3 protein-coding genes are annotated in these 18,943 nt (G+C 74.3%); all 3 read right to left on the bottom strand.

All coding sequences use genetic code 11. The features are described 5' to 3' along the window. Window positions 1–152: 152 nt before the first annotated feature. Window positions 153–965 carry a dimethylargininase gene (gene ddaH, locus ACLWS4_RS29280; protein WP_049650865.1) on the bottom strand — a complete coding sequence of 271 codons (813 nt, stop codon included), beginning with the start codon at window positions 963–965 and terminating at the stop codon, window positions 153–155. 100 nt (window positions 966–1,065) lie between these two features. Further along, window positions 1,066–2,361 (bottom strand): MFS transporter, encoded by a 1,296-nt coding sequence (locus ACLWS4_RS29275; protein WP_049650866.1) that lies wholly within the window; start codon window positions 2,359–2,361, stop codon window positions 1,066–1,068. A 6-nt stretch (window positions 2,362–2,367) separates the two neighbouring features. Continuing rightward, a complete protein-coding gene (locus ACLWS4_RS29270) occupies window positions 2,368–18,933 on the bottom strand; it encodes a non-ribosomal peptide synthase/polyketide synthase (RefSeq protein WP_416875700.1) in 16,566 nt (5,521 codons plus the stop codon). Window positions 18,934–18,943: the final 10 nt, after the last annotated feature.

Raw genomic sequence — 18,943 nt, 5'->3', positions numbered from 1 at the left:
GTACTCCTCGGCTCGCTTCCCTGCTGGGAAGGGGTTCCGTCGTGGTGTGGCACCAGTCTGGCCGGGAGCGTTCAACGGTCGATCTACAGTCGAGCACCGGTGATCACCAATGATCACCGGTGCTCGGTGGGCCGCCCGCTCAGGCCACCCGCTCAGGCCGTCGCGCGGATCTCCAAGGTGCAGCACTTCACGCTGCCGCCGCCCTTGAGAAGCTCGCTGAGGTCCATCCCGATCGGCCGGAAGCCGCGCTCGCGCAGTCGCGAGGCCAGTCCCACGGCCGCCTCCGGCAGCACCACGTGCAGGCCGTCGCTGATCGCGTTGAGGCCGAACACCTCCGCGTCGGCCCGGTCCGCCAGCAGCGCGTCCGGGAACAGCCGCCGCAGCACCGCACGGCTGCCGGCCGAGAAGGCCTCCGGGTTGTACATGATCTCGTCGCCGTCCAGCACGGCGAGCGCGGTGTCCAGGTGGTAGAAGCGCGGGTCGACCAGCTCCAGGCCGACCACCGGGCGGCCGAAGAACTCCTGCGCCTCCGCGTGTCCGTCGGCCACGCTGCGGAAGCCCCGCCCGGCCAGCACGTAGCTCGCGGTCGTCAGCAGGTCCCCCTCGCCCTCGTTGACGTACTCCGGGTCGCGGGTCTCGAAGCCCCGGGCGCGGAACCACTCCAGGTAGGCCGGGCCCTCGGCGGCCCGCTCGGTGTTGCGGAAGCGCGCCCCGAGCACCCTGCCGTCCACCACGGTGGCGCCGTTGGCCGCGTAGACCATGTCGGGCAGGCCGGGCAGCGGGTCGATCAGGTCGACGCGGTGGCCGAGCTCGCCGTACAGGGCGTGCAGCCGCTCCCACTGGGCGACGGCCAGGTCGGTGTCCACCGGCTTCGCCGGGTCCATCCAGGGGTTGATCGCGTAGGTGACGTCGAAGTGGGTCGGACGGCACATCAGGTAGTGGCGCGGGCGGGCGGTGCGGGCCATCGGAAGCTCCTCGGAAGTCGGGTACGGGCGGCAGGGGCGGTACGGCGGCACAGGCAGTACGGGCAGTACGGGCGGTGCGAGCGATACGGGCGGGGGCCGGTCAGGCGGTGGGGGCCGGCGGCCGGGTCGGGAAGTCGCGCAGGCCGCGCAGCGGGCTGGCCAGCAGCACCGCGCCCGCCGACAGCAGCACGCCCGCCATCAGCCAGATCGTGCTGCGGGCGCCGATCGCCTCGCCGAGGTAGCCGCCGAGCAGGGCGCCCACCGGGATCGCGCTGTAGTTGAGGGTCGCGGAGCTGGCCCGGATCCGGCCGATCATCGCGGGCGGGCAGTAGCCCTGGGAGAAGCTGCCGGCGAGGACGTTGCCCGCCACCACCCCGCAGACCGCGACCGCCCAGGCGAGCGCGCTGACCACCAGCGGCAGCCGGTCGCCCGCCAGCGGCAGCAGCAGGATGAAGGGCGCGACCACCAGTTCGCAGACCAGCAGCCCACGCGCGCTGCCCAGCTTGCGGGCGACCCGTCCGGCCAGCATCGCGCCGGCCAGTCCGCCGACGCTCACCAGCGCGAACACCCCGCCCACCGCGCCCGGTTCGAGCCCCACACTGCGCACCAGGAAGACCGTCTGCACCGCCTGGATGCCGTTCAGCCCCAGGTTGCCGACCGCCGCGAAGCAGGCGAACGTCCGCAGGTACGGGTCGCGCAGCAGGAACCGGACGCCCTCGCCGATCTCGCGCGGGATGCCGCGCCGCTCGGACACCGGCGGGGGGCGCTCCTCCGTCCTGATCCGCCGCAGGAACACCGCCGACACCAGGTAGGTGAGCGAGTCCGCGAACATCCCGCTGGCGGCGCCGAACGCCTGGGAGAGCAGACCGGCCGCGCCCGGGCCGGCGATCTCGGCCGCCGAGGCGCCGGAGCGCAGCTTGACGTTGGCCTCCAGCAGGTCGGCCTTGCCGACCAGGGTGGGCAGCACCGCGCCGTAGGCGGTGGAGAAGAACACCTTCACCGCCCCGGTCAGCAGGGCCACCACCACCAGGTGGGCCAGCGACAGCACCCCCAGCCAACTGGCCACCGGCACGCTGCCGAAGAGGAGGAGCAGCAGCAGGTCGCAGACCAGCATCACCCGCAGCCGGGGCCAGCGGTCCACCCAGGCGCCGGCCAGCAGGCCGAGGAACAGCCAGGGCAGCCAGGCGGCCGCGTTGATCACGCCCACCGCGAGGGGGCTGGCGCCCAGGGTGACCACGGCCACCAGGGACAGCGCCACGCTCCCGACGGCCGTGCCGAAGTTGCTGGTGGTCTCACCGATCCAGAGCCGGCGGAAGTCCCCGTGGGCCCACAGGCCCCACCTGCTGCGCGGCCGGTCCGGCGGTGCCGGTGACTCGATCGGGACGGTGGTGGTCATCGCGGCTCACGCTCCGGACTTCTCGGTGTTCTGGGACTTCTCGGCGCTGTCGGTGGTGCCGGCGCTGTCGGTGGTGCGTGCGCTGTAGGTGGTGCCTGCGTTGCCGGTGGTGCGTGCGTTGCCGGTGGTGCGTGCGCTGTAGGTGGTGCCTGCGTTGCCGGTGGTGCCGGCGCTCTCGGGCCGCAGCTTGTCGGCGAGGACGGCGGCGATCCGGGCGAGCGGCTCCGGCCGGGCCAGGTCGCCGTGGCCGAACGGCAGCCGGTGGCCCTCGATCAGCCCGTCCAGGTGAGGCCGCCAGGCCTCCTCGTACGGCCAGTCGGCCGGCTTGCCGAGGGTGGCGCCGAAGAAGACGGCATCGCCCCGGTAGTGCTGGGGCTGGTGTTCGGCCATCAGTTTGCGGTGCCGGTCGAACACCTCGGGCAGGACGTGCGCGGCCTCGCCGAGCACCGCCGCCAGATCGGCCTGGCCGCTGCCGTCCGCCGGGTCGTAGCCCAGCGAGCGCAGCAACTCGTCCACCGTGTCGGCGGGTTCGGACGGCGGGGCGGCATCGGTGCGGACCGCCGGGCCGCCGTCCAGCAGGGCCAGCAGCCCGACCGGCGCGCCCTCGGCCTGGAGCCGGACGGCCATCTCCTGGGCGACTACCGCACCGAAGGACCAGCCCAGCAGGTGGTACGGGCCGGACGGGTGGACGGCGCGGATCTGCCGTACGTAGTCCTCGGCGATCTCGGCGACGCTGGCCGGCGCCCCGCCGCGCAGGCCGCGGGCCTGGAGGCCGTACACCGGCTGCCCCGGGTCGAGGTGGCGCAGCAGCCCGGAGTAGACCCAGCTGATGCCGGCCGCCGGGTGGACGCAGAACAGCGGGGGCCGGTCGCCGCCGGTGCGCAGGGGCAGCAGCACGTCCAGGGCGTCGGCCGCCGGGCCCTGGTCGAGCCGGCCGTCCAGCCCGGCCACCGTGGGCGCCTCGAACAGCGCCCGCATGCCGAGATCGACACCGAGGGCGGTGCGGACGCGCGAGAGCAGTTTCATGGCGAGCAGGGAGTGCCCGCCCAGATCGAAGAAGTCGTCGTCGATGCCGACGCGCTCCAGGCCGAGGGTTTCGGCGAACAGGGTGCAGAGCAGCTGCTCGCGCGGGGTGCGGGCCGGGCGGCCGGCCGGGTGGGCGGCGAACTCCGGTGCGGGCAGGGCGCGGTGGTCGACCTTCCCGCTGCCGGTCAGTGGCAGGGTGGGCAGCGCGACGAAGGCGGCGGGCACCATGTGGGCGGGCAGCCGCTCGGCGGTGAAGGCCCGCAGGCCGGCCGGGTCGAGCGGGCGGTCGGTGACCAGGTAGGCGACCAGCCGGGTGCCACTGTCGTCCGGCCGGACGACGGCCGCGGCGACCTCGGGGTGAGTCGTCAACGCCTGCTCGATCTCACCGAGTTCGATCCGGAAGCCGCGGATCTTCACCTGGTCGTCGGTACGGCCGAGGTACTCCAGCTCACCGTCCCGGGCCCGGCGCACCAGGTCCCCGGTGCGGTACATCCGCTCACCCGCGACGAACGGGCTGGCGACGAACCGCTCCGCCGTGAGCGCGGCGCGTCCCAGGTACCCCCGGGCCAGTCCGGCGCCCGCCAGGTACAGCTCCCCCGGGATGCCGACCGGGACCGGGTTCAGGTGCTCGTCCAGCACGTACCCGACGGTCCCGGCGACAGCCCGGCCGAGCACCGGGCGGTCCGAGCCGTCGAGCGGCTGCTCCAGGGCCTCCACGGTGGACTCCGTCGGGCCGTACAGGTTGTACGCCCGCAGCCGCAGGGTCTCCCGCAGTTGCGTCCACAGTGCCTGGCCGACGGCCTCGCCGCCCACCAGCACGACGCTCGGCGCCGGCGCCTCCAGCAGTCCCTCCTCGACGAGTTGGGCCACGAAGGACGGGGTGGCGTTCACCACGTCGATGCCGTGCGAACCGAGGTGGCGGACCAGCGCGGCCGCGTCGAGGCGCAGGTCGTCGTCGATCAGGTGCAGTTCATGCCCGACCACCATCCACAGCAGGCCCTCCCAGGAGGCGTCGAAGCAGAGCGAGGCCGTCAGCGCGAACTTCCGGTTCTCCTCCCCCGCCATCATGCCCGCCCGGTGGCCGGCCAGCAGAGCGGCGAGGCTCCCGTGCGAGACCACCACACCCTTCGGGCGGCCGGTCGAGCCGGAGGTGTAGATCACGTAGGCAGCGTCCGCCCCGTCCAGGACGGGCCTGGTGAAGTCCGCCGGTCCGGGCGCGTCCGTGACGTCCAACACCGGGAGTTCTGCCAGCAGTTCGGGCAGCGGCCACCGGTCGTCGGTCAGCACCAGCGCGGGCTCGGCGTCCGCCAGGGTGTAGGCCGTGCGCTCCGCCGGATACCCGGCGTCCAGCGGCAGGTACACCCCACCCGCCTTCAGCACCGCGAGCAGCCCGACCACCGACTCCACCGAACGCGGAAGCGCCAACGCCACCACCGCACCCGGCGTCACCCCCGCACCGACCAGCCGGCCCGCGAGCCGGGAGGCCCGCGCGTCCAACTCCCGGTACGTCAACACCTCTTCGCCGCACACCAGCGCCACCGCCTCCGGCGTGGCCGCCACCTGCTCCTCGAACACCGCCGGAAGCAACGGCACCTCCGAAGCCAACGGCCGCGCAGCACCGAGCAGTTCGGCCCGCTCCTCCGGACTCACCAACGGCAGTGCCCCGATCCGGGTGTCCGGCCGCTCGACAGCCGCCGTCAGCAGGCCGGCGAAGTGGCGGACCATCGCCTCGGCCGTCTCCCGGTCGAAGAGGTCCGTCGCGAAGTCGACCACGCACTCCAGACCGGCCGGCGCGCCGTCCGGACCGAAGGACTCACCGATGCCGACACTCAGGTCGAACTTGGCGACCGCACGACCGGATGATTCCACGGAGACGTCCAGCCCGGCCGCGTCCAGCGGCGCCGTGTCGCCACCGCCCTGAAGGACCAGCATCACCTGGAACAGCGGATGCCGGGCCAGCGAACGGGCCGGGTTGAGCTCCTCGACCAGGCGCTCGAACGGCACGTCCTGATGGGCATGCGCATCGAGCTGGGTCTCCCGGACCCGGGCCAGCAGCTCGGTGAAACTCGGATTGCCCGAGGTGTCCGTGCGCAACACCAGGGTGTTGACGAAGAAGCCGACCAGCTGGTCCACCGCCTCGTCCGAACGCCCCGCCGTCACCGAACCGATCGGGATGTCCGTCCCGGCACCGAGCCGGGTCAGCAGAGCGGCAAGCGCCGCCTGCGCGGCCATGAACATCGTCACCCGCTGCTCACGCGCCAACGTCACCAGCGCACGGTGCAGTTCGGCACCCAGCGGAAGCACCACCCGGTCACCCCGGTGGCTGGCCACGGCACCCCGCGGACGGTCCGCCGGCAGCGCCAGCTCCTCCGGAAGATCGGCCAGCGCCTCGCGCCAGTAGCCGAGTTGGCGTGCCATCGGGCCGTCCTGGTCCGCTTCGTCGAGCAGCTCGCGCTGCCAGAGCGCGTAGTCGGCGTACTGGACGGGCAGCGGCGCCCACCCGGGCACGGTGCCCGCCGTCCGCGCCGCGTAGGCGGCGGCAAGGTCCCGCAGCAGCGGACCCATCGACCACCCGTCACCGGCGATGTGGTGCAGCACCAGGACCAGCAGGTACTCGGCCTGCCCGGCCGGGATCAGGTGGGCCCGGATCGGCAGGTCGGCGGCCAGGTCGAACGGGCGCCCGGTGCAGGCCTCCGGCGCGGTGCCCTCGGGCAGCAGCTCGACGGGCACCCGGGCCGCCCAGGCCGGCAGGACGCGCTGGTACGGGGTGCCGTCCTCCTCCTCGATCAGCGTGCGCAGGACCTCGTGCCGGGCGACCAGGTCGCCCAGGGCCGAACCGAGGGCGTCGGCGTCCAGCTCACCCGTCACACGGAGCACCAGCGGCAGGTTGTACACCGCACTCGGCCCCTCCATCCGGTCGATCAGCCAGAGCCGCTGCTGCGCGAAGGACAGCGGCACCCGCTCCGGCCGCTCGGTGTGAGCGGTCAGCGCGAGACGCTCCGCCCCCGAACCCAGGCGGGCCGCCAACCCGGCCGGCGTCGGCGCCTCGAAGACGTCCCGGACCGCCAGCTCCGCGGCCAGCGTCGAGCGGACCCGGCTGAGCAGCCGGGTCGCGAGCAACGAGTGCCCGCCCAGCGCGAAGAAGTCGTCCTCCACCCCGACCGCGTCCAGGCCGAGCACCTCCGCGAACAGACCGCACAGGATCTCCTCCTGCGGCGTACGGGCCGCCCGGCCACCGGCCGGCGCGAATGCTGCCAGGTCGGGTTCGGGCAGGGCACGGTGGTCGACCTTGCCGCTGCCGGTCAGCGGCAGGGCATCGAGCGTCACCACGGCGGCCGGGACCATGTAGCCGGGCAGCGACTCGGCGGTGAACCGGCGCAGCGCGCTACCGAGCTCGGGGCCGGCATCCTCGGCCACCGCGCAGTAGGCGATCAGCCGACGGTCCCCGTCCTCGCTCTCCCGAACGGTCACCACGGCCTGACGGACAGCCGGATGGGCCGCCAACACCGCCTCGATCTCACCGAGTTCGATCCGGAAGCCACGGATCTTCACCTGGTCGTCGGTCCGGCCCAGGTACTCCAACTCACCATCACGGGCACGACGCACCAGGTCCCCGGTGCGGTACATCCGCTCACCCGCGACGAACGGGCTGGCGACGAACCGCTCCGCCGTGAGCGCGGCGCGGCCGAGGTACCCGCGGGCCAGGCCGGCACCGGCCAGGTACAGCTCCCCGGGGATGCCGACCGGCGCCGGGTTCAGGTGCTCGTCCAGCACGTACCCGACGGTCCCGGCGACGGCCCGGCCGAGCACCGGGCGGTCCGAACCGTCGAGCGGCTGCTCCAGGGCCTCCACGGTGGACTCCGTCGGGCCGTACAGGTTGTACGCCCGCAGCCGCGGGGTCTCCCGCAGCCGCGTCCACAGTGCCTGGCCGACGGCCTCACCACCCACCAGCACGACGCTCGGCGCCGGCGCCTCCAGCAGGCCCTCCTCGACCAGTTGGACCAGGAAGGACGGCGTGGCGTTCACCACGTCGATCGCCGACTCGCGCACATGGCGGACCAGTTGCCCGGCGTCCCGGCGGACCTCGTCGTCGATCAGGTGCAGCTCATGCCCGACCACCATCCACAGCAGGCCCTCCCAGGAGGCGTCGAAGCAGAGCGAGGCCGTCAGCGCGAACTTCCGGTTCTCCTCCCCCGCCGTCATGCCCGCCCGATGGCCGGCCAGCAGAGCGGCGAGACTGCCGTGCGAGACCACCACACCCTTCGGGCGGCCGGTCGAGCCGGAGGTGTAGATCACGTACGCCGCGTCCGCTGCGCCCAGAGCGATCAGGGGCCCCTGCGCCGATCCGGGCACGTCCGTGACATCCAACACCGGGAGTTCTGCCAGCAGTTCGGGCAGCGGCCACCGGTCGTCGGTCAGCACGAGAGCGGGCTCGGCGTCCGCCAGGGTGTAGGCCGTGCGCTCCGCCGGGTACCCGGCGTCCAGCGGCAGGTACACCCCGCCCGCCTTCAGCACCGCGAGCAGCCCGACCACCGACTCCACCGAGCGCGGCAAGGCGAGCGCCACCACCGCACCGGGCGTCACCCCGGCACCGACCAGCCGACCCGCAAGCCGCGAGGCCCGCGCATCCAACTCCCGGTACGTCAGCACCTCGTCACCGCACACCAGCGCCACCGCCTCCGGCGTGGCCGCCACCTGCTCCTCGAACACCGCCGGAAGCAGCGGCACCTCCGAAGCCAACGGCGTGGCACCGCCCAGCAGTTCGGCCCGCTCCGCCGAGGACAGCAGCTCCGCCCTGCCGATCGGCAGGTCCGGACCGGCCGCGACGGCGGCCAGCAGCCGGCCGAACCGGACGGCGATCGCCTCGACCGTCTCGCGGTCGAAGAGGTCCGTCGCGAAGTCGACCACGCACTCCAGACCGGCCGGTGCGCCGTCCGGACCGAAGGACTCACCGATACCGACACTCAGGTCGAACTTGGCGACCGCGCGACCGGACGGCTCGACCGAGACGTCCAGCCCGGTCGCGTCCAGCGGCGCCGTGTCACCGCCGCCCTGAAGGACCAGCATCACCTGGAAGAGCGGGTGCCGGGCCAGCGAGCGGGTCGGGTTGAGCTCCTCGACCAGACGCTCGAACGGCACGTCCTGATGGGCATGGGCGTCGAGCTGGGTCTCCCGGACCCGGGCCAACAGCTCGGTGAAGCTCGGGTTGCCCGAGGTGTCGGTCCGCAGCACCAGCGTGTTGACGAAGAAGCCGACCAGCTGGTCCACCGCCTCGTCCGAGCGCCCCGCCGTCACGGATCCGATCGGGATGTCCGTCCCGGCACCGAGCCGGGTCAGCAGGGCGGCAAGCGCCGCCTGCGCGGCCATGAACATCGTCACCCGCTGCTCACGCGCCAACGTCACCAGCGCACGGTGCAGTTCGGCACCCAAAGGAAGCACCACCCGGCCACCCTGGTGGCTGGCGACGGCACCCCGCGGACGGTCCGCCGGCAGCGCCAGCTCCTCCGGCATTCCGGCCAGGGCCTCGTTCCAGTAGCCGAGTTGGCGGGAGATGAGGCTCTCCTCGTCGGCCTCGTCGCCGAGCAGGTCGCGCTGCCAGAGCGCGTAGTCGGCGTACTGGACGGGCAGCGGCGCCCACCCGGGCACCGTACCCGCCGCCCGCGCCGCGTAGGCGGCGGCGAGGTCCCGCAGCAGCGGACCCATCGACCACCCGTCACCGGCGATGTGGTGCAGCACCAGGACCAGCACGTGATCTTCCGCGGAGACCCGCAACAGCAGGGCGCGCACCGGGAGTTCGGCCGCCAGGTCGAAGGACCGGCGGGAGGCCGCGTCGACGGACTCGCCGACCTCCTCGGCCGGGCAGTCCCGGACCTCGAAGGGCACCGAAGCCGCCCCGACCGGCAGGATCAGCTGCTGCGGTTCACCGTCGGTCTCCACCACCAGCGTGCGCAGGGCCTCGTGCCGGGCGACCAGGTCGCCCAGGGCCGAGCCGAGGGCGTCGGTGTCCAGCTCGCCCGCCACGCGGAGCACCAGCGGCAGGTTGTACACCGCACTGGGCCCTTCCATCCGGTCGATCAGCCAGAGGCGCTGCTGCGCGAAGGACAACGGCACCCGCTCCGGCCGCTCGGCGTGAGCGGTCAGCGCGAGACGCTCCGCCCCCGAACCGAGGCGGGCGGCCAGCCCGGCCGGCGTCGGCGCCTCGAAGACGTCCCGGACGGCCAACTCCGCGGCCAGCGTCGAGCGCACCCGGCTGAGCAGCCGGGTCGCGAGCAGTGAGTGCCCGCCCAGCGCGAAGAAGTCGTCCTCCACCCCGACCACGTCCAGGCCGAGCACCTCGGCGAACAGGCCGCACAGGATCTCCTCCTGCGGGGTGCGGGCGGCCCGGCCGCCGGCCAGCGCGGCGAAGTCGGGGGCCGGGAGCGCGGCCCGGTCCAGCTTGCCGTTGGCGGTCAGCGGCAGGGCGTCGAGCGTCACCACGGCGGCCGGGACCATGTAGCCGGGCAGCGACTCGGCGGTGAACCGGCGCAGCGCGCTACCGAGCTCGGGGCCGGCATCCTCGGCCACCGCGCAGTAGGCGATCAGCCGACGGTCCCCGTCCTCGCTCTCCCGAACGGTCACCACGGCCTGACGGACGGCCGGATGGGCCGCCAACACCGCCTCGATCTCACCGAGTTCGATCCGGAAGCCACGGATCTTCACCTGGTCGTCGGTCCGGCCCAGGTACTCCAGCTCACCGTCACGGGCACGACGCACCAGGTCACCGGTACGGTACATCCGCTCACCCGACACAAACGGGCTGGCGACGAACCGCTCCGCCGTCAGCGCGGCGCGTCCCAGGTACCCGCGGGCCAGTCCGGCACCCGCCAGGTACAACTCGCCCGCCACCCCACGCGGGACCAGGTTCAGGTGCTCGTCCAGCACGTACCCGGCCGTCCCCGCGACAGCCCGGCCGAGCACCGGCCGGTCCACGCCGTCAAGCGGCCGGGTGAGGGCGTGCACGGTCGACTCGGTCGGCCCGTACATGGTGTGGCCAGAGGTCAGCGGAGCCGCGCACAGCCTGCTCCACAGGCCCTGCCCGATCGCCTCACCGCCGAGCAGCAGCAGCTTCGGCGCCGGCGCCTCCAGCAGCCCCTCCTCGACCAGCTGCTCGGCGTACGACGGAGTCACGTGCAGCGCGTCCAGCCCGACCTCGCGGACGTGGCGGACCAGCTGCCGGGCGTCCCGGCGCACCTCGTCACCGATCAGGTGCAACTCGTGCCCGGCGACCATCCACAGCACCACCTCCATCGAGGCGTCGAAGCAGAGCGAAGCCGTCAACGCCACCCGCAGCCGACCGTGCGCCGCCTCCGCATCCGCGACCAGCGTCGCCCGATGGCCCGCCAGCAGGGCGGCGATGCTGCCGTGCGAGACCACCACACCCTTCGGACGACCGGTCGAGCCGGACGTGTGGATCACGTACGCCGCGTCCGCCCCGGCCAGGACAGGCCTGGTGAACTCCACCGGACCGGGAACGTCCGTGACGTCCAACACCGGCAGCTCGGCCAGCACGTCGGGCAGCGGCCAGCGGCTGTCCGTCAGCACCAGCGCGGGCAGTGCGTCCGCCAGGATGTGCCCGGTACGCTCCGCCGGGTACTCGGCGTCCAGCGGCAGGTACACCCCGCCCGCCTTCAGCACCGCGAGCAGCCCGACCACCGACTCCACCGAGCGCGGCAAGGCGATCGCCACCACCGCGCCAGGCGTCACCCCGGCACCGACCAACCGACCCGCAAGCCGCGAGGCCCGCGCGTCCAACTCCCGGTACGTCAGCACCTCCTCACCGCACACCAGCGCCACCGCCTCCGGCGTGGCCACCGCCTGCTCCTCGAACACCGCCGGAAGCAGCGGCACCTCCGAAGCCAACGGCGTGGCACCGCCCAGCAGTTCGGCCAGTTCCGCCGGGCTCACCAGCGGCAGTGCCCCGATCCGGGTGTCCGGCCGCTCGACGGCCGCCGCCAGCAGGCCGGCGAAGTGGCGGACGATCGCCTCGGCCGTCTCCTGGTCGAACAGGTCCGTCGCGTAGTCGAGCGCGAAGTCGATCCCGGCGGGCTCACCGTCCGGGCCGAAGAGCTCCTGGGCGGTCACGTTGAGGTCGAACTTGGCGACCCCGGTGGCGGCCGGCAGCACCCCGTTCCACAGGCCGGCCGAGGAGGCGTCGGCCTGCTCGTTGTTCTGGAGCACCATCGCGACCTGGAAGAGCGGGTGCCGGGCCAGCGAGCGGGTCGGGTTGAGCTCCTCGACCAGGCGCTCGAACGGCACGTCCTGGTGGGCGTAGGCGCCGAGGTCGGTCTCCCGGACCCTGGCCAGCAGCTCGGTGAAGCTCGGGTTGCCCGAGGTGTCGGTGCGCAGCACCAGGGTGTTGACGAAGAAGCCGACCAGTTCGTCCAGCGCCTCGTCGGAGCGCCCGGCGACCACGGAGCCGATCGGCACATCGGTGCCCGCGCCGAGCCGGGTGAGCAGGGCGGCGAAGGCGGCCTGGATGGCCATGAACATCGTCACCCGCTGCTCGCGCGCCAGGGTCCGCAGCGCACGGTGGAGTTCGACGTCGAGCAGCTGTGCCACCCGGTCGCCCTGGTGGCTGGCGGCGGCGCTCCTGGGGCGGTCCGCCGGAAGCGCGAGTTCCTCCGGCATTCCGGCCAGGGTCTCGTTCCAGTAGGCGAGTTGGCGGGAGAAGAGACTCTCCTCGTCGGCCTCGTCGCCGAGCAGGTCGCGCTGCCAGAGCGCGTAGTCGGCGTACTGGACGGGCAGCGGCGCCTGTCGCGGCGCGGTTCCGGCCGTCCGCGCCGCGTAGGCGGCGGCGAGGTCGCGCACCAGCTTGCGGGTCGACCAGCCGTCGCTCGCGATGTGGTGCAGCACCAGGACCAGCACGTGTTCCTCGGCATCGACCCGCAACAGCAGGGCACGGACCGGGAGTTCGGCCGCCAGGTCGAAGGGCCGGCGGGAGGCCGCGTCGACGGACTCGCCGACCTCGTCGGCCGGGCAGTCCCGGACCTCGAAGGGCACCGAAGCCGCCCCGACCGGCAGGATCAGCTGGTGCGGTTCGCCGTCGGTCTCCACCATCAGCGTGCGCAGGACCTCGTGCCGGGCGACCAGGTCGCCGAGGGCGCGTTCCAGCGCCGCCTGGTCCAGCTCGCCGGTCAGGCGCAGCGCCAGCGGCGAGTTGTAGAGGGCGCTCGGGCCCTCGATCCGGTCGATCAGCCAGAGCCGCTGCTGGGCGAAGGAGAGCGGCACGCGCTCCGGCCGCTCGACGTAGGCGGTCAGCGCGAGACGCTCCGCCCCCGATCCGAGGCAGGCGGCGAGCCCGGCCGGTGTCGGCGCCTCGAAGACGTCCCGGATGCCGAGTTCCGCGCCCAGCGTCGCGCGGACCCGGCTGAGCAGCCGGATGGCGAGCAGCGAGTGGCCGCCGAGCTCGAAGAAGTCGTCGTCGGCGCCGACCACGTCGAGGCCGAGCACCTCGCGGAACAGGCCGCAGAGGATCTCCTCCTGCGGGGTGCGGGCGGCCCGGCCGCCGGCCAGCGCGGCGAAGTCGGGGGCCGGGAGCGCGGCGCGGTCCAGCTTGCCGTTGGCGGTCAGCGGCAGGGCGTCGAGCTCCATGAAGGCGGCCGGGACCATGTAGCCGGGCAGCGACTCGGCGGCGAAGGATCGCAGGGCGGCCGCGTCGAGGGGGCCGTCGGCGACCAGGTAGGCGACCAGGCGCCGGCCGCTGTCGTCGGGCAGCACGGCGGCCTGGCGCACGGCCGGGTGGCCGGCCAGCACGGCCTCGATCTCGCCGGGTTCGATCCGGAAGCCGCGGATCTTCACCTGGTTGTCGGTGCGGCCGAGGTACTCCAGCTCGCCGTCCCGGGCACGACGCACCAGGTCCCCGGTGCGGTACATCCGCTCACCCGACACAAACGGGCTGGCGACGAACCGCTCGGCCGTGAGAGCGGACTGGCCCAGGTACCCCCGGGCCAGTCCGGCGCCGGCCAGGTAGAGCTCCCCGGGGACGCCGACCGGCGCCTGGTTCAGGTGCTCGTCCAGCACGTACCCGGTGGTCCCGGCGACGGTCTGGCCGAGCACCGGCCGGTCCGCGCCGTCGAAGGGACGGGTGAGGGCGTGCACGGTCGACTCGGTCGGCCCGTACATGGTGTGGCCGGCGGTCAGCGGAGCCGCGCACAGCCTGGTCCACAGGCCCTGCCCGATCGCCTCGCCACCGAGCAGCAGCAGCTTCGGCGCCGGCTCCTCCAGCAGCCCCTCCTCGACCAACTGCTCGGCGTACGACGGAGTGACGTGCAGCGCGTCCAGCCCGACCGCGTGGACGTGGCGGACCAGCTGCCGGGCGTCCCGGCGCACCTCGTCACCGATCAGGTGCAGTTCGTGCCCGGCGACCATCCACAGCACGACCTCCATCGAGGCGTCGAAGCAGAGCGAAGCCGTCAACGCGACCCGCAGTCTGCCGTGCGCCGCCTCCGCGTCCGCGACCAGCGTCGCGCGGTGGCCCGCCAGCAGGGCGGCGATGCTCCCGTGCGAGACCACCACACCCTTCGGGCGACCGGTGGAGCCGGAGGTGTGGATCACGTACGCCGCGTCCGACCCGCCCAGGACGGGCCTGGTGAACTCCACCGGTCCGGGAACATCGGTGACGTCCAACACCTGGAATTCGGCGAGCAGTTCGGGCAGCGGCCAGCGGCCGTCGGTCAGCACCAGCGCGGGCCCGGCGTTCGTCAGGGTGTAGGCGGTGCGGTCCGCCGGGTACTCGGCGTCCAGCGGCAGGTACACCCCGCCCGCCTTGAGCACCGCGAGCAGCCCGACCACGGACTCCACCGAGCGCGGCAGCGCCAGCGCCACCATCGCGCCCGGCGTCACCCCGGCACCGACCAGCCGGCCCGCGAGCCGGGAGGCCCGCGCGTCCAACTCCCGGTACGTCAGCACCTCGTCACCGCACACCAGCGCCACCGCTTCCGGCGTGGCCGCCGCCTGCTCCTCGAACACCGCCGGAAGCAGCGGCACCTCGGATGCCAACGGCCCTGCGGAGTGGCGGAGTTCGGCCGCTCCGCCCGCGGGCGTCAGCCCGGCCGCGGCGACGCTGAGCTCCGGGTCGGCGGCGGCCTGCCGCAGGATCAGGGCCAGTACGTCGGCCAGCCGCTGCGCGGTCTCCGGGTCGAACAGGTCGGTGGCGTACTCCAGCCCGCCCGCGAGCCCGTCCGGGGTGCCGTCGGCGCGGTGGCGCTCGGTCAGCGCCAGCTTGAGGTCGAACTTGGCGGTGCCGTACTCCACCGGTTCCTCGGCGGCCGTCACGCCGGGGAAGGCGGGGCCGCCCTCGGCGGCGGCGGCGAAGGTCAGCATCACCTGGAACAGCGGGTGCCGGGCCAGCGAGCGGACCGGGTTGAACTCCTCGACCAGGCGCTCGAACGGCGTGTCCTGGTGCTCGTAGGCGGCGAGGTCGGTCTCCCGGACGCGGCGCAGCAGTTCGGCGAAGCTCGGCCGGCCGGAGAGGTCGGTGCGCAGCACCAGGGTGTTGGCGAAGTAGCCGACCAGGTCGGTGGCGGCCTCGTCGAGGCGCCCGGCCACCGGGGTGCCGATCGGCAGGTCGGTGCCGGCGCCGAACCGGTGCAGCAGGGTGGCGTAGGCGGCCTGGAGGACCATGAAGAGCGTCGCGCCGTGCTCGGCGGCGAGGTCGGCGAGCCGGGCGTGCAGGTCCGCGTCGAGCTCCAGCGGGACGACGGCGCCGCGGTGGCTGGCGACCGGCGGCCGGGGGCGGTCCGCGGGCAGTGCCAGCTCCTCCGGCAGCCCGGTCAACGCCTGCCGCCAGTGGGCGAGTTGGCGGGCGGCCAGGCTCTGCGGGTCGTCCTCGTCGCCGAGCAGTCCGTGCTGCCACAGCGCGTGGTCGGCGTACTGGACGGGCAGCGGTTCCCAGTCGGGGGCGTGGCCGCCCTGGCGGGCCCGGTAGGCGTCGGTGAGGTCGCGGTAGAGCGGGCCGAGCGAGGCGCCGTCCCCGGCGATGTGGTGCAGGACCAGGACCAGGACGTGCTCGTCCGGGCCCTCGGGCCGCAGGTAGGCGTGCACGGGCAGGTCGGCGGCCAGGTCGAAGCCGTGCCGGGCGAGTTCGTCCACCGGGCGGTCGGTGGTGGTGAGCAGCGGGGCCACGGGCCCGTCCAGGATGCGCTGGTACGGGGTGCCGTCGTGCTCGGCGAAGACGGTGCGCAGCGCCTCGTGCCGCCGGACGGTGTCGCCGAGGGCGTCCGCCAGGGCGGCGGGGTCGAGCGGGCCGCGCAGCCGCAGCGCGAGGGTGATGTTGTAGGTGGCGGTGGGGCCCTCGGCCTGGGCGAGGAACCAGAGGCGGCGCTGGGCGAAGGAGAGCGGCACCCGCTCGGGCCGGACGGCGGGCCGCAGCGCCGGGCGGGCCTGGGCGGGGGCCCCGGCGGCGCGCTCGGCGATCCGCTCGGCGAGCCCGGCGACGGTGGGCGCCTGGAAGAGGTCGCCGATGGCGAGTTCGACGCCGAGTTCGGTGCGCGCCCGGCCGACCAGGCGGGTGGCGAGCAGGGAGTGGCCGCCGAGGGCGAAGAAGTCGTCGTCGATGGTGATGTCGTCGATGCCGAGGAGTTCGCCGTAGAGCTCGCAGAGCACCCGTTCGCGCTCGTCGCGGGGGGCGCGCCCGGTGTCGTCGGCGGCGAGGTCGGGGGCGGGCAGGGCGCGCCGGTCGACCTTGCCGTTGGCGTTGAGCGGCAGGGCGTCCAGCAGGACGGCCGCGGCGGGGACCATGTAGCCGGGCAGCACGGTGCCGGCGAAGGAGCGCAGCCCGTCCGGGGTGAGCCCGGGCTCGGCGGTGCAGTAGGCGACCAGCCGCAGGTCGCCGGGGCGGTCCTCGCGGGCGATCACGATGACCTGGCGGACGGCGGGGTGGCGGGACAGCGCCGCCTCGATCTCGCCGAGCTCGATCCGGAAGCCGCGCAGCTTGACCTGGCCGTCGATCCGGCCGAGGAACTCCACGGCGCCGTCGGCGCGCCGGCGGACCAGGTCCCCGGTGCGGTACATCCGCTCGCCCGGCAGGTACGGGCAGGCGACGAAGCGTTCGGCGGTCAGGCCGGGCCGGTTGAGGTAGCCGCGGGCCAGGCCGGCGCCGGCGAGGTACAGCTCGCCGGGGACGCCGGGCGGCACGGGGCGCAGCCGGGCGTCCAGGACGTAGCCGCGCATGTTGTCCAGCGGGCCGCCGATCGGCACCCGGGGGCCGTCGAGGTCGGCGGCGGCGAGCGGGTGGTGGGTGGCGAAGGTGGTGGTCTCGGTGGGCCCGTAGACGTGGGCGAGCAGCAGGTCGGGGCAGGCGTCCAGGACGCGGCGCAGCAGGGTGCCGGAGGCGGCCTCGCCGCCGGTGCAGACGACGCGCAGGGCGGCGAAGGTCTCCGGGGCCTGCTCGGCGACGAGGTCGAACAGGGCCTTGGTGAGGAAGACGGCGGTGACGCCGTGGCGGACGGTGACGGCGTGCAGGGCGGTGGCGTCGAGGGCGCCGGGCGGGGCGACCACGACGGTGCCGCCGGCCAGCAGGGGCGTCCAGATCTCGTAGGTGGCGGCGTCGAAGGCGTGCGGGGAGTGCAGCAGGACGCGCTGGTGGCGGCCGTCCTGCCAGCGCCGGTCGGCGGCGAGGTCGACGACGTCGCGGTGGCGCACGGCCACGCCCTTGGGGCGGCCGGTGGAGCCGGAGGTGTACATCACGTAGGCGAGCCGGTCCGGGTGGACGGGCAGGCCGGGGCGGTGGTCGGGGGCGCCGGCCTCGTCGCCGGGGCGGACCACGGCGGCGCCGTGCGGGAAGCCGGGGTCGGCGCGGTCGGTGAGCAGCACGGGGGCGCCGGTGTCGGCGAGCACGTCGGCCATCCGCTCGGGCGGCAGGCCGGGGTGCATGGGGACGTAGCAGCCGCCGGCCTTGAGGACGGCGAGGGTGGCGACGACGACGTCGGCGGAGCGCTCCATCAGCATCGCGACGGGGGTCTCGGGGCCGACGCCGAGGGCGGTCAGGTGGTGGGCGAGCCGGTTGGCGCGGGCGTCGAGTGCGGCGTAGTCGAGGGTGCCGCCGTCGTGGACGAGGGCGGTGGCGTGCGGGGTGCGGTCGGCCTGGCGCTCGAAGGACTCGGCGAGGGTGCCGCTCCACCGGGGGGCGTCGGTGGCGTTCCACTCGGTGAGGACGCGGGTGCGCTCCTCGGGGGCGAGCAGCTCCAGGGTGCCGATGGGGGCGTGGGGGTCGGCGGCGGCGCCGGCCAGCAGCCGGCCGAGCCGCTCGGCGAGGGCGGCGACGGTGGCGCGGTCGTAGAGGTCGGCGGCGTACTCGATCGAGCCGGTGAGCCCGGCGGGGGCGCCGTCGGGGCCGTGCTGTTCGGCGATGCCGATGTTGAGGTCGAACTTGGCGACCCGCAGGCCGATCGGTTCGGGGGCGGACTCCAGCCCGGGCAGGGCGAGTTCGGCGTCCTGGCCGTGGTTCTGGAGCACCAGCAGGGTCTGGAACAGCGGGTGGCGGCCGAGCGCGCGGGGCGGGTTGAGCTCCTCGACGAGGCGCTCGAAGGGGAGGTCCTGGTTGGCGAAGGCGTCGAGCTGGGCCTCCCGGACCCGGCCGAGCAGCTCGGCGAAGCCCGGGTCGCCGGAGGTGTCCGCTCTCAGGACCAGGGAGTTGACGAAGAAGCCGACCAGGTCGTCCAGGGCCTCGTCGGCGCGTCCGGCGAGGCCGGTGCCGAGCGGGATGTCGGTGCCGGCGCCGAGCCGGGTGAACAGGGCGGCCAGGCCGGCCTGGAGGACGGTGAACAGGGTGGTGCGGTGGGTGTGGGCGAGGTCGAGCAGGGCGGTGTGCAGGCCGGCGTCCCAGGCGAGGTCGACGGAGTCGGCGGCGCCGGTGGGGGCGGGCGGCCGGGGGCGGTCCGTCGGCAGTTCCAGTTCCTCCGGCAGCCCGGCCAACGCCTCGCGCCAGTGGGCGAGTTGGCGGGCGAGCAGGCTCTCGGGGTCGTGCTCGTCGCCGAGCAGGTCGCGCTGCCAGAGCGCGTAGTCGGCGTACTGGATCGGCAGCGGCTCCCAGTCGGGGGCGCCGCCGGCCAGCCGGGCCCGGTAGGCCTCGGCGAGGTCGCGCAGCAGCGGGCCGAGCGACCAGCCGTCGCCGGCGATGTGGTGGAGCACCACGAGCAGCACGTGCTCGGTCGGGGAGAGGGTGAACACCGTGACCCGGATGGGCAGTTCGCGGCTCAGGTCGAAGGTCTCGGCGGCCGCGGCGTCCCGGCGGGCCGGGTAGTCGGCCGGTGCGCAGTCCTCGGCCAGGAAGCGCGGTCGCGCCTCCTCGGCCGGCAGGATCCGCTGCACCGGGACTCCCCCGGCCACCGGGAACACCGTGCGCAGGGCCTCGTGCCGGGCGACCACGTCCGCCGTCGCGGCACGCAGCGCGGCGGTGTCGAGCGCGCCGCGCAGGCGCAGGGCGAACGGCAGGTTGTACAGCGCGGTCGGCCCCTCGATCTGGTCGATCAGCCAGAGCCGCTGTTGGGCGTACGAAACCGGGATCACGGTGCTTCCT

Origin of the sequence: Kitasatospora sp. SC0581, from assembly GCF_048159585.1 — a bacterium.
GTDB lineage: Bacteria > Actinomycetota > Actinomycetes > Streptomycetales > Streptomycetaceae > Kitasatospora.
The sequence above is the reverse complement of the archived record's forward strand: the minus strand, read 5'-3'. Positions and strand labels throughout refer to the sequence as shown.

Excerpts from the sequence above, each read along its gene's own strand:
- ddaH (WP_049650865.1), bottom strand. The coding sequence starts at position 965 with ATGGCCCGCACCGCCCGCCCGCGCCACTACCTGATGTGCCGTCCGACC.
- ACLWS4_RS29275 (WP_049650866.1), bottom strand. The coding sequence starts at position 2,361 with ATGACCACCACCGTCCCGATCGAGTCACCGGCACCGCCGGACCGGCCG.